Source organism: Streptomyces sp. NPDC042364 (assembly GCF_056437585.1).
On record NZ_JBWKAJ010000003.1, the window covers coordinates 254542 to 267267 of the forward strand.

General features: G+C 73.7%; 10 protein-coding genes. All 10 read left to right on the plus strand.

Annotated features, from left to right (window positions below):
- The first annotated feature begins 263 nt into the window (after nucleotides 1-263).
- On the plus strand, nucleotides 264-884 hold the full coding sequence (locus AC067N_RS07640) for a TetR/AcrR family transcriptional regulator (protein ID WP_478677980.1): 621 nt from the start codon (nucleotides 264-266) through the stop codon (nucleotides 882-884).
- A complete protein-coding gene (locus AC067N_RS07645) occupies nucleotides 881-1306 on the plus strand; it encodes a DUF6069 family protein (protein ID WP_478677981.1) in 426 nt (141 codons plus the stop codon). Before AC067N_RS07640 ends, AC067N_RS07645 begins: the two co-directional genes overlap by 4 nt.
- A 241-nt stretch (nucleotides 1307-1547) precedes the next feature.
- Nucleotides 1548-1880: a hypothetical protein gene (locus AC067N_RS07650; RefSeq protein ID WP_048821142.1), complete on the plus strand. Its 333-nt coding sequence runs from the start codon at nucleotides 1548-1550 to the stop codon at nucleotides 1878-1880.
- Nucleotides 1881-1962: 82 nt separating this feature from the next.
- Nucleotides 1963-2274, plus strand: coding sequence for a pore-forming ESAT-6 family protein (locus AC067N_RS07655; RefSeq protein ID WP_055521555.1), 312 nt, complete (start codon nucleotides 1963-1965; stop codon nucleotides 2272-2274).
- Between the two features lie 56 nt (nucleotides 2275-2330).
- On the plus strand, nucleotides 2331-2636 hold the full coding sequence (locus AC067N_RS07660) for a hypothetical protein (protein WP_478677982.1): 306 nt from the start codon (nucleotides 2331-2333) through the stop codon (nucleotides 2634-2636).
- A gap of 16 nt (nucleotides 2637-2652) precedes the next feature.
- Entirely contained in the window at nucleotides 2653-4035 is a 1383-nt protein-coding gene (eccD, locus tag AC067N_RS07665) for a type VII secretion integral membrane protein EccD (RefSeq protein WP_478678290.1), read from the plus strand.
- A gap of 15 nt (nucleotides 4036-4050) precedes the next feature.
- Nucleotides 4051-5751 (plus strand): CpaE/TadZ family protein, encoded by a 1701-nt coding sequence (locus AC067N_RS07670; RefSeq protein ID WP_478677983.1) that lies wholly within the window; start codon nucleotides 4051-4053, stop codon nucleotides 5749-5751.
- An 82-nt stretch (nucleotides 5752-5833) separates the two neighbouring features.
- The gene (gene eccCa, locus AC067N_RS07675; protein WP_478677984.1) at nucleotides 5834-9826 is read left to right on the plus strand and encodes a type VII secretion protein EccCa; all 3993 of its coding nucleotides are present in this window, start codon (nucleotides 5834-5836) and stop codon (nucleotides 9824-9826) included.
- A 136-nt stretch (nucleotides 9827-9962) separates the two neighbouring features.
- On the plus strand, nucleotides 9963-11384 hold the full coding sequence (locus tag AC067N_RS07680) for a DUF6177 family protein (RefSeq protein ID WP_478677985.1): 1422 nt from the start codon (nucleotides 9963-9965) through the stop codon (nucleotides 11382-11384).
- A 128-nt stretch (nucleotides 11385-11512) separates the two neighbouring features.
- Entirely contained in the window at nucleotides 11513-12715 is a 1203-nt protein-coding gene (locus AC067N_RS07685) for an ABC transporter substrate-binding protein (protein WP_478677986.1), read from the plus strand.
- The last annotated feature ends 11 nt before the right edge of the window (nucleotides 12716-12726 follow it).

Below are 12726 nucleotides of genomic sequence, written 5' to 3' on the forward strand. Positions count from 1 at the left end.
GCACTCCGCCGAAGGGCCGTACACGTTTCGAGGGGCCCGGTCGACGACCGGGCCCCTCGGCTTTCCCCTCCCCCGCCAGAACCCCCGCGATCCCCCCAGATCCCCCTCCAGAAGTCCTGACACCGAGTACGACCCGCGGGGCGGGGTGAGGGTTGCACGGGCTCCTGAAGTTTTTTCGGCACGCCGATGGCCCCCCCTGCCCGAATGCGGAGTGAGTGCTCACTCATTGACGGAGTGAGCACTCACTCCGTACTCTCGGAGTCATGACAGCACCGAAGGAAAGCCAGACCACGCGCCGCCGCGCTCCCGGCATGTCGCCGGAGGAGCGGCGCGCGATGATCATCCAGACCACGATCCCGCTGATCGCCGAGTACGGCGCCGCGGTGACCACCGCGAAGGTCGCCCGCGCCGCGGGCATCGGCGAGGGCACGATCTTCCGGGTCTTCGCCGACAAGGACGAGTTGCTGCAGGCCTGCCTGGCGGAGGCGCTCTCCCCCGAGCACGCGGTTCGCGAACTCGGCGCGATCGAGATCTCCCAGCCGCTGCCCGACCGGCTCGCGGAGGCCGCCCAGGCGCTTCAGGCGCACCTGGCCCGCATGGGTGCGATCGCCGGCTCGCTGCACGCCTCCGGGCACCGCGGCGGCAAGCACCCCGGCACGGTGCGCGGGGCGGGGCGCGACGAGTCGACGACCCGGATCCGCGCGGCCCTCGCGGAGCTGCTGGAGCCCGACAGGGCCGCGCTGCGCCGGCCGCCGGAGCAGATCGCGGCCCTCTTCTTCGGGTTGCTCTTCACCCAGCCGCACCTGGAGGACGAGCCGGAGATGAGCACCCAGGAGCTGGTGGAGGTCTTCCTGCACGGCGCGCTGGCGGGGGGCGCCAAGTGAGCACGCGGGGACGGCGCTTGACGACTTCGGGCCTCGCGGCCGTGGCGCCCGTCCTGGTGTGGCTGGTCGCGGACCCGGTCCTGGGGCACCGGCTGCGGATCACCGACGGCGAGCGGACGCTCGACATCGGCGCGGCGCCGGTGGCGTCGGTCGCGTTACTGGCGGCCCTCGCAGGCTGGGGGCTGCTGGCCGCGCTGGAGCGGTTCGGAGTACGGCGCGCCCGCGCCGTCTGGACCGGAGTGGCCGTCGCCGTACTGGCCGTGTCCTTCCTGCCGTTGACCGGCGACGGCATGGACGGCGGCACCCGGGCCGCGCTGGCCCTGATGCACCTGGCTGTGGCGGCGGCGCTGATCCCGGGCCTGCCCGCGAGGGACGCCGCCGCGGCTCCGCCGGCACCGACTGCGCCGCCGACGGGAACCTAGTGCCGCAACAGGCACCAGTGCGGCGGCTCAGCCGGAGCGTCGTGCGGCGGGGCCGACCGCCGCAGTGGCTCCTGGCGGATCGGCCCCACGGAGGGCGCGAGCCAACGCGCCCGCGCCACAGCCCTGTTCGAGTTATGTCCCGATCATGTCACTTCGCGGGCAAGTGCGTTGCGGGTGCAACGGGGTGTGGGGGAGCATGGCGGGGACGTAGGTGACCCAGACACACGGGGGTGGACACGACGTGAAGTTCGACATGGGGTCGACGACTCTGGCGGACCTCGGCAAGAGCACGCTCGGTTCGAGCGACGACCTGGGGACGCTGATCCAGTTGCTGATCAGCGCGGCTGAGCCGCTGGAGGGCAAGTTCAACGGCGCGGGCAAGCTGGCGTTCGACTCGTTCAAGAACCGCGCGGACGAGATCACCGCGGACCTCAACAGCTCGCTCGCCGCGATCCTGGGCGGCCAGTCGGGCATGGACAACGCCTTCGGCACCGGTGACGTGGAGTCCCAGGACAACGCCAACCAGAACATGGGCCTCGCGAACTTCGACGCGGCCCGCTTCGGCGCGCGCTAGCCACCGGCCACCGGCCACCGGCCCGTTCATCGAGAGCCCGAGAGTCACGAGAGCCCACGAGAGCCACAGGGGGACATCAACCATGGGTCAGAACCAGGACCGCCGTTCGTACGACACCGGTGCCTCGGGTGAGGTGCAGACCTCGCTCGGCACCATCGTGGGCCAGCTGGAGCGCGTGCTCAGCGACCGCGACGCCGCGGTGAAGGCCGCGATGACCGACTTCCAGGCCGACGGTGTCTCCGACGACTACCACGGCAAGGAAGAGCGCTGGAAGAAGGCCGCGGGCGAGGTCCGCGAGATCATCCGCCTGGTGCGCACCACACTGGAACAGAACGACGGCACCGCCCAGTCCACGCTGGCCAAGGCCCGCGCGGCGGTCGACCAGATCGGCTGACGCCGGCCGGCGTCCTCCGCGCTGAGCGCGTGAACAGGGAGTGAGGGAAGGCAGCCGTGGCGGCGCAGGATTACGACAGCCAGTTGCTGGAGTCGGTGTCGGTGCGCCGTCGACGGCTGCGCGACGCCCTGCTGTTCGGGGCACAGCGGCAGCGGCGCTCGGTGGACGAACGGATCGGGAAGGTCTTCGCCGGGATCGTCATCGCGGCGGTGTTGTGCGCGGGATGTGTGGGGTGGTCGTTCGTGTCGAACCGCATCATCGGCAAGAGCCCCTACGGGAGTTCGGTACAGCCGTCCGCGACGCCCTCGGCGAGCCCGTCCGGGGCCTCCTCCACCTCTCCGACCAGCACTTCTACCCGGTGATAGGTTCGAACGCGTGATGTCTACGGGGGCCCTGAGCCAGGAGACGACCGGCGGTCGCACGGCACTCAGCCGGGTCACGCTGGTCGGTGAGCGGCGGCGCGTGGATCTCGTGCTGCCGTCGCGGGAACCGGTCGGGCTGCTGCTGCCCGAGGTGATGCGGCTGCTCGACGACCGGGTAGGCGGACAGCCGGAGTTGCGGCATCTCGTCACCGCGGACGGCAGCGCGCTCGCCCACGACAGCACGCTGGAGTCGGCCGGGGTTCCGGACGGCGCCGTACTGCGCCTGGTGCGCGCCGAGGACGCCCCGTCGGCGCCCGTCGTGCACGACGTCACGGACGAGGCCGCCGAGGACCTCGACGCACGCGGCCTGCGCTGGGGCCCGGCCGCACGGCGGGTCACCGCAGGGCTCGCCACGGTCGGCTGGGCCCTGGCCGCCGGCTGGCTGGCACGTGCCGAGTACGCGGCCGGAACCGTCGCGGGCGCACTGCTCGCCGTCGCCGTGGTCGCCGCGCTCACGGGCGCGCTGCTGGGGCGGCTGAGGAAGCTCGGGCTCGCCACGACGCTGATCGCGACGGGCGGGGCGCTGGGCCTGCTCGGCGCCTCGACGCTGGCCGACGCCCAGGACTGGTCCGGCACCGCACGGGTGGCGGCGCTGGCCGGCGCCGGGATCGTCACGCTCGCCCTGCTCGGCCTGTTCAGCCCGCTCGGGCGTGGCGGGCTGGTCGGGGCCGGGGCACTGGCCGGGGCCGCGGTGTGCTGGCTGGGCGTCGCGGCGTTCGTGTCGGGACCGGCGCCGATGGACGAACAGGCCCGTGTGGGCGCCGTCCTCGCCGTCGTCTCCGTGATCGTGCTGGGTCTGCTGCCCCGGCTCGCGCTGATGGCGTCCGGCCTCTCCGGGCTCGACGACCGGCGCTCCGGCGGGGCCTCCGTGAGCCGCTACCAGGTGGCGGCCGCGCTCACGGCCACCCACCGGGGGCTGGTGCTCGCGACGGTGACGACGGCCGTGTCGGCCACCGCCGCCGGGGTGTTCGCGCTGCGCGCGCCCACCAAGTGGACCCTCCTGCTGGCCGTCGTCACCATGGTCGTCCTCGCGCTGCGTTCCCGGGCGTTCCCCCTGGTCGCGGAGGTCGTGGTGCTGCTGGGCGCGGCCGCGGTGCTCGCGGTGCGGCTGGTCGCGGTCTGGGTGGACCGGTCCGGCGACGCGGCCGGTCCGCTCGCCGTGCTCGTGCTGCTGGCCGCACTGCCGCTGCTGGTGCTCGCCGTGCAGCCCGCGGAGCATGTCCGGGTCCGGCTCCGGCGCCTCGGCGACACACTGGAGTCCATCGGCGTCATCACCCTGTTCCCGCTGCTCATCGGGGTGTTCGGCGTGTACGGGCGACTGCTCGACACCTTCGCTTAGGAGCTGGGGGCGCACATGGCGCAGGCAGGGGACTGGCAGCGGGACGTGCTGCGCGAACTGCGACAGGAGGGCGCGGCGTCGAACGCGGGCGCCGGTGCCGCGTCCGGTTCGGGACCGTCCGGGGCCGATGCCGCGCCGGGCACCGCGGGTACGCCCGCCGGCACCGCGCGGCGGGCCGAGCCGACGCTCCGGTTGGTGCGCTCGGTCCCGTCCGGGCCGGCCGAGGAGGACGGCGGCGACAGGACGGGACAGGCGGTGCCGGGGCGGCCTGAGGCGGTGCAGCCGGAGGCGGCAGGGCCGGGGCCGGTGCAGCCGGAGGCGGCAGGGCCGGGGCCGGTGCAGCCGGAGGCGGCAGGGCCAGGACCCGTGCCACCAGGGTCCGTACAGCCGGGACCCGTGCAGGGCGTGCCCGTGCAGGGCGTGCCCGTGCAGGGCGTGCCCGTGCAGGGCGTGCCCGTGCAGGGCGTGCCCGTGCAGGGCGTGCCCGTGCAGCCTCTTCCCGGGCACCCGGTGCCGGTGCAGCACGCAGCCGTCGAGCCACAGCCGCGGCCCCGGCCGATGCCGGGGGCGCCCGTGCACCCGGCGCCCGTACAGCCCACGCCCGGTGTCCGGCCACAGGTTCAGCTCGGGCCTCGGGAGCCCGGCCCCGGCGTGGACCCCCGCGTCGACGTCCCCCGGGCGTCCGCGCAGCCGCCGGGCCTGCCCGAGCAGCCCGGCGACCCCCGCCCCGCCCCCCGCACCACACCCCCGGCCCCGCCGACGCCGCGCGGCTCCCGGGTGCCGCAGTCCCCGGCGCACACACCGGAGTCGGTGCCGACCATCGATCCCCGGCTGGCGCATGCGCTGGGGCGGCCGCAGCACGGGGACTCCGTGGCCCGGCGTACGGGGCGTTCGATCAAGAAGCTGACGGCGTCCGCCGCGCAGGATGTGGCGGAGGAGACGCGGATCGCACAGGAGTTGCAGCAGCCGGTGACGACGGGGCGGGTGATCGCCGTGACGTCGATCCGCGGCGGCGTCGGCAAGTCGACGGTGGCCGCGCTGCTGGGGCGGACGTTCAACCACTACCGGCACGACCCGGTGCTCACCCTGGAGGCGGACGCCGCGCTCGGCACGCTGCCGGTGCGGATGGGCGCCGACTCGGTGCGCTGGGCGGCGGCCGACCTCGCGCGGATCCTCAACCCGGCGATGCAGCTCACCGACGTCACCGGCTATCTGGTGCCCGTGTCGGACGGCGGCTGGCTGCTGCCCGCCAGTCAGGGCCGGGTCGGCGCCCCGCTGGACATCCGGACGTACCGCACGGTGACCCTCGCGCTGCGGCGCTACTTCGCGGTGACCGTCGTGGACTGCGAGACGCTGCCGGGCGAGGTGGCGCGTACGGCGATGGACACGGCGCACGCACGCGTGGTCGTCGCCCCGATGACCGCCGAGGGCGTCAACGGCACCCGGCAGGTCCTGGACTGGCTGGGCCGGTTGCCGCACTCCGCGCTCGCCTCGACGGTCGTGGCGCTCACCGCCAACTCGCCCGACGTCACCCTGGACCGGAAGACGGCGGTCGCGCACCTGAAGGAGTCCGGCGTCCACGTCGTCACCGTCCCCTACGACCGGCACCTCGCCCAGGGCGGCCCCATCCGCACCGCCCTGCTGGGCCAGGCCACGCGGGAGGCGGCCGTGACGCTGGCGGCGGAGGCGATGACCCGGGCGGTGAGGATGCGATGAGCGGCCGGCCCGGCACCGCGTCGTCCGACCGCCCTCACGGCACCGCTCTGTACGACCACCCATGGGAAGAAGGGGTCCGTCCGTGACCCAGCAGTTGGTCCACCGGCCCGCGCGCAGCACCCGCCCGCTCGGCGCGGCCGAACCCCGCACGATCGAGCCGCCGCCGAACCTCCCGGAGGGCAAGGCGGGCTCGGCGGCGACGGCGCTGCTGCCGATGGCGGGTGTCATGGGCTCCGTCGTGATGATGACCGTGATCCGCAGCAGCCAGTTCGCGGCGCTCGGCGCGGTCGTACTGGTCTTCGCGCTGCTCGGCGCGGTGGCCCTCTTCCTGTCGCAGCGCGGCAAGGCGCAGCGCACCCGGCGTACGCAGCGGGAGCGGTACCTGGAGTATCTGGAGGAGCTGCGCGAGGAGCTGGGGGCCGAGGAGCGCGAGCGGCGGACGCTGGCGAGGGTGCTGAATCCGCCTCCGGAGGCCCTCTACGACCTGGTGCGTGATCCCGCGCGGCTGTGGGAGCGCAGGCGGCGGGACGCGGACTTCCTGCGGGTGCGGGTAGGCACCGGCGACGTACCGGTGGCGGAGCTGGCCATCGGGCAGAACCAGGGCGGTGTGATGACTCCGCCGGACCCGTTCATGCTGAACGAGGCGCGTGCCCTGCTGGCCCGCTACTCGGTCGCCAACGACTGCCCGGTCACCGTCCCGTTGGACCGCGCCGGCAACGTCAGCATCGTCGGCGACCGGGAGGGCGTGCTGCGGGTGGCGAGGGCGCTCCTCGTCCAGGTCGCCGTGACGCACGCCCCGGACGACGTGGCCCTGGCGCTCGGCGTCCCCGGGGAGCGGCTGTCCGACTGGGAGTGGGCGAAGTGGCTGCCTCATGTGCTGGACGGCCAGGAGCACGACGGGCCGGTGGCCGCCCGGCGGATCGCGCCGAGCCTGCCGCAGCTGGCCCGGCACTTCCGCCATGAGCTGGGGCGGCGCGCCTCCTACGCGGCGGAGGTCCGCCGGGGGCTGGCCGACCGGGGCGCCCTGCGGCTGGCGTCACGCATGCTGGTGGTGAGCGACGAGTACGGGGAGACGGCCGCCGAACTGCCGCTGCCGGACACGGCGGTGGGGCTCAGCGACATGGGAGTCACCGTGCTGCACCTGCTGGAGCGGCAGGTGCACGAGCCGGACCAGGTGTCGGTGCGGATCACCGTGCGGGGCGACCAGGTCGAGGTCGAGGACCTCCGGGAGGGCCACGCGGTCGCGCAGGGCTCCTCCGACGACGTGACCGCCGCCGGGGCCGAGGGCCTCGCCCGGCTGCTCGCGCCGCTGAGGCTGTCGGCCGAGTCGGCGGCCGAGGGCACCCCGGTCACCGGGCCCGTCGACTTCCCCGTACTGCTCGGCGTGGACGACCCGGCGGTGCCGGACCTGGACCGGCTGTGGGCGCCGCGCGGCGAGCGGGAGTTCCTGCGCGTGCCGATCGGCCTGACGGACCGTCATGAGCCGGTGCTGCTCGACCTGAAGGAGTCGTCCGAGCTGGGCATGGGCCCGCACGGACTGTGCGTGGGCGCGACCGGTTCCGGCAAGAGCGAGCTGCTGCGCACCCTGGTACTGGCGCTCGCCGCCACCCACCCTCCCGAGGACCTCGCGCTCGTCCTGGTCGACTACAAGGGCGGCGCGACCTTCGCCCCGTTCACCGGACTCCCGCACGTGGCCGGGGTGATCACCAACCTGGAGAACCAGGCGGGGCTCGTCGAGCGGGTGCACTCCAGCCTCGCCGGAGAGGTCAAGCGGCGGCAGCAGGTGCTGAAGGACGCGGGGAACGTCGCCGACATCGGCCACTACGCGGCCCTGCGGGGCAGCAGCCGCCCGGACCTCGAACCGCTGCCGCACCTCTTCGTGGTGATCGACGAGTTCGGCGAACTGCTCACCGCCAAACCGGACTTCATCGACCTGTTCCTCTCCATAGGCCGCATCGGCCGCTCCATCGGCGTCCATCTGCTGCTGTCCAGCCAGCGCATCGAGGGCGGCAAGCTCAAGGGCCTGGACACCTATCTGTCGTACCGGCTGGGCCTCAGGACTTTCTCCGCCGACGAGTCGCGGACCGTGCTCGACACCACCGACGCCTTCCATCTGCCGCCGCTGCCGGGCTTCGGCTACCTCAAGGTGGACACCTCGACGTACGAACGGTTCAAGGCGGGGTACGTGTCCGGCGCGTACCGGGGGCCGGCGCTCGCCGCGCGGGAGGACGACGAGACGCCACTCGTGTGGCCCTACCCGGCGTACAACGCGCCGGACGGCGCGCCCGCCCCGGGCGCCGCGCCCGAGGAGCCCAAGGCGACCAAGCGGGAGACCGGGCCGACGGTGATGTCGGTGATGGTCGACCGGCTCGCCGGGGCGGCGCGGCCGGTGCGGCGGATCTGGCTGCCGCCGCTGCCCGACGCGATCACGCTGGACGCGGCGGCCGGGCCCGTCCAGGTGGACGAGCGCGGGCTGCGACTGGCCGCCCGGCAGGGGCCGTTGCGGGTGCCGCTCGGGGTGCTGGACGACCCGGCCAGGCAGTGGCAGGGCCACTGGGTGCTCGATCTGACGGTGGCGGGCGGACACGCGGCCGTGATCGGCGGCCCGCAGTCCGGCAAGACGACGCTGCTGCGGACCCTCGCGCTGTCGCTCGCGGCGACCCACACACCCGCCGAGGTCGCCCTCTACGGCCTCGACCTGGTCGGCGGCGGACTGTCCGCACTGGCCGGGCTGCCGCACGTCGGGGGGATCGCCGGGCGGGCCGACCGGGAGCGGGCGGCGCGGACGGTCGCCGAGGTGCGGACGATGCTGATCGAGCGCGAGGAACTGTTCCGCGAGCACGGCATCGACTCCGTCGACCAGCTGCGGCACCTGCGCGCCCAGGGCAGGCTGCGGGAACTGGGCTCCACCGACATCGTGCTGCTCATCGACGGGTTCGGCGCGCTGCGCGACGAGTTCGCCGAGCTGGACGACACGGTCGTCGACCTCCTGAAGCGGGGCGGCGGCTACGGCATCCACGTCGTCGGCGGCATGCTCCGCTGGAACGACGTGCGGATCGCGACGCAGTCCATGTTCGGCACCCGGATCGAGCTGCGGCTCAACGACCCGAGCGATTCGAGCGTCGACCGCAAGCTCTCCCAGACCCTGTCGCCGGACACCCCGGGGCGGGTCCTCACCGACGGCAAGCTGTTCGCTCAGGTGGCGCTGCCGCGCCTGGACGGGAGGCCGTCGACGGGCGACCTCGGTCCGGCACTGGAGGACGCGGCCCGTACGATCCGCTCCACCTGGCACGGCGAACTGGCAGCGCCCGTCAGGGTGTTGCCGACCCGGCTGCCCGCCGGCCGGCTGCCTTCACCGGTCGCCGAGCCGGGCCGGGTCCCGATCGGCGTCGACCAGGACGCCCTCGCCCCCGTACTCCTCGACCTCTTCGGCTCCGACCAGCATCTGCTGGTCCTCGGCGACAACGAGTGCGGCAAGACGAACCTGTTGAAGCTGGTCGTCGGCCAACTGGTGGAGCGGTACTCGGACGAGGAGCTGGTCTTCGGCGTCTTCGACCCCCGGCGCGGACTGCGGGGCGTGGTCCCGGAGCCGTACCGGGGCGGTTACGCGCACAACGCGAAGCTCGCGGCCGGGCTGGCGTCGGGCATCGCGACCGAGCTGGAGAAGCGGATGCCGGAGACCGCGGACCCGGACGCGGTGACCGACGAGCCCGCCTTCGAGGGGCCGCGCATCGTGATCCTGGTCGACGACTACGACATCCTCACCACGGCCGGGCAGCAGCCGCTGTCGCCGTTCCTGCCGTATGTGTCGTCGGCGCAGGACATCGGCCTGCACTTCGTGATCACCCGGCGGACCGCGGGCGCCTCGCGGGCCGTCTACGAGCCGCTGCTCCAGACGCTCCGCGAGACCGGGACGGCCGCCCTGCTGATGACCGGCGAGCGGAGCGAGGGCCAGCTCTTCCCCGGCCTGTACCCGTCCGCGCAGCCGCCGGGCCGGGGCACGCTGGTGCGCCGGGGCCGCGCCCACCAGCTGATCCAGACCGCGCTGTCCGGCGAGGAGGCCGACCCCAGGTGACGACTCAGCCGGGACGGCACACGCCCACGACGGCCCGGCCGGGATCGCACCCGCCCGTGTCCGCCCGGCCGGGATCGCACCCGCCCGTGCACGCCCAGTCAGGACGGACCCCCATGACCACCGAGAAGGACCTCACATGACCAAGGACGTCATCGCGCTCACCCCGACGATGCCCAACGTCTGGGCGCTCATGGCGAGTCTGTACGCGGGCGGCTCCGACCTGGACCTGTCGGCGGCGGCCGACGGAGCGGTCGTCCAGCTGCACGGTCCCGGCGGACGCCCCCTGGTGTCCGTGGAGTCCCCGCTGCTGGTGCAGGTGCCGGGCGAGGCGGAGCGGCTGCTCGGGCAGCGTGTCCAGGCCCCGTACTGGTGGACGGAGGCACGGGCGTCCACGGCCGTACCGGAGGCGGAGAAGCTGGCCGGGGCGGTGTGCGGCCGGCTCACCGCGCTGCTGGGCGGCACCACGTGGCCGGCCGGGGCCGCGAGCACGGAGGCCGTCGATGTGTCCGCCGTGCCGTCGGCGGGGTCCGGGCAGCCCGCCGTGGACGTCGTCACGGAGAACGCGGCGGTCGTCCTCATCGACCGCCCGGTGGTCGCCCTCACCAGCTGGCTCGCCGAGATCATGCGGACGACCGTCGCCTCCCGGCGGTCCCTGCAGATCGTCACCCCGCCCCGGGTCCGTCTGAGCGCCCCCGCCCGGACGACGCTGGCCCGCGTCCCCAACCGGTGGGTCGTGCAGGACCCGGAGTGCGGCTACTACGACGGCCTGTCGGGAGCGGTGCTGCGCTGGCGGGACGGGGCCTTCTCGCCCGCGCTGTCGGAGGACGGCCGGGCCACGGTGGCCGCCGCGTTCACCCGCCGTACCGGGGAGGCGCCGGGCCGCCGGCTGATCGTCGCGATCCGTACGGCGCACCGGCCCGACGAGCGGCTGCTGCTGGGCGGCGCGCTGGAGACCGCGTGGGAGACCCTGACCGGCTCGGTGCCCGGCGGCTGGGGCACGGCTGAGCCCGTCAACCTGCCTTGGTCGCCACGCCAGTTGACGGACCTGGCCCGGGAGCGGATGCCCGAGCCGTCGCAGCTGGTCGTGGTGGGCCGACCCGAGCGTCCGGCCGTCGCGACGATGCGGGTGACCCGGACGCCGAGGGGCGTGGAGGAGGACGTGGTCCTGACCGTCGGGTACGCGGAGGGCGAGAAGCCGCCCCTGGACCGCGTACGGGCGCTGGCGGAGGAGCTGGTCACGGAGCACTCCCTGGTGACCATGCTGACGTCCGTGCAGGCGGCCCCCGCCGACCTCACCACCGCGCCCCGTCTGGAGGGGCCGCCCGTCCCGGCCGCCTTCACCCTGGGCCCGGACGACGTGCGGGCCGTCGGCCTCGACCACGCCCGCCGGCCGCCGCTCGACCTGAGCCCCTCGGAGCTCGGCCCGACGTCCCGCCCGGCGCTGCACTACCCCCTGGGCGACGGGGAGGACCCGGCGGCCTGGGGACGGTTCCAGCAGCTCACGACCCATCTCCGGAGCGATCGTTCCCAGCCATCCACACCTGCTCAAGGGCGGTGACTCGCGTCACGTACACAATGACCATTACGAGCAGTACGAGCACTGACGGGTGAGGGATTTACCGGCCTGACCTGGGTCTCTAACCTCCCGGCAACAGCTGCCAGCAGGCACGCGCCAGGAGGAGAACCATGGCCAGATCCAGCCACTTCGGCACCGGACACATCGCCGTCACCGGCACGGCATCCACGTACCGGCGTCCCGTCCGGCGCCCCTTGGCGGCCGCGGTCGCCGCGACCCTCGCGCTCGGCACCCTGGCCGCCTGCGGCGGTGGGGAGAGCGACGCGCCGAAGGTCGCGGAGAACAAGATCTCCGCAGGCAAGGTGCCGGACTACTACCCGGCGGACTACTCCGACCTGATCGAGGCGGCGGAGAAGGAGGGCGGCAAGCTCACCGTCTACTCGAACCTCGGCGACGAGAACATGGCGCCGATCGTCCGGGACTTCAAGAAGAAGTACGGCTTCATCAAGACCGTCTCCGTCAACGAGCTCGACAGCGACGAGCTGTTCCAGAAGACCCTCTCCGAGAACGCGGCCGGGTCCTCCCCGGCGGACGTGCTGATCTCCAGCGCGGCGACCGCGTGGGCGGACTTCTCGGCCCGCAAGGGCACGGTCCTGGAGTACGAGTCGCCGGAGCTGAAGGAGCTGGGCGACAGCGCGCAGCTGCTGCCGAGCGTGTACTCGATGTCACAGGACCCGATGACCATCGCGTACAACACCTCGCTCATGGAGAAGCCGCCGACCACCCTGACGGACTTCGCGGACATCCTCACGTCCGACGAGGACACGTTCAAGAACAAGGTCACGGTCCGCGACCCGGAGGGCTCGTTCGGCTTCACGGTCACGCGGGCGCTCACCGAGGGCAACCCGGAGGCGTGGGACGACCTGAAGCGGATCCTCCCGCTGACCCGCCCGGAGACCTCCTCCGGCACCCAGCTGGAGAAGATCGTGTCCGGTGAGTACTCGGCCGGCTTCCTGATCAGCGCCTCCCCCGCGTACCCGGTGGTCGAGGACAGCGCCGGCCTGGTGAAGATCGTCTTCCCGAAGGACGGCACGGTCGTGCTGCCGCGCGGCATCGGTATCGCCGCCGAGGCCCCGCACCCGGCGACCTCGAAGCTCTTCCTGGACTTCGCCCTCTCCGACGAGGGGCAGCGCGCGGTCGCCGAGGGCGGTCTGGCCTCGTACCGCGAGGGCGTGAAGGGCGAGGGCCTGCACACCTACCAGGAGGTCGTCGACGCGGTCGGCGAGGAGAACATCATCCACGTCAAGTACGAGCCGGTCGCCAAGGACGACGCCGCGGCCTGGCTGGAGCGCTTCGACGGACTCCGCAAGTAGGCAGTGGTCAG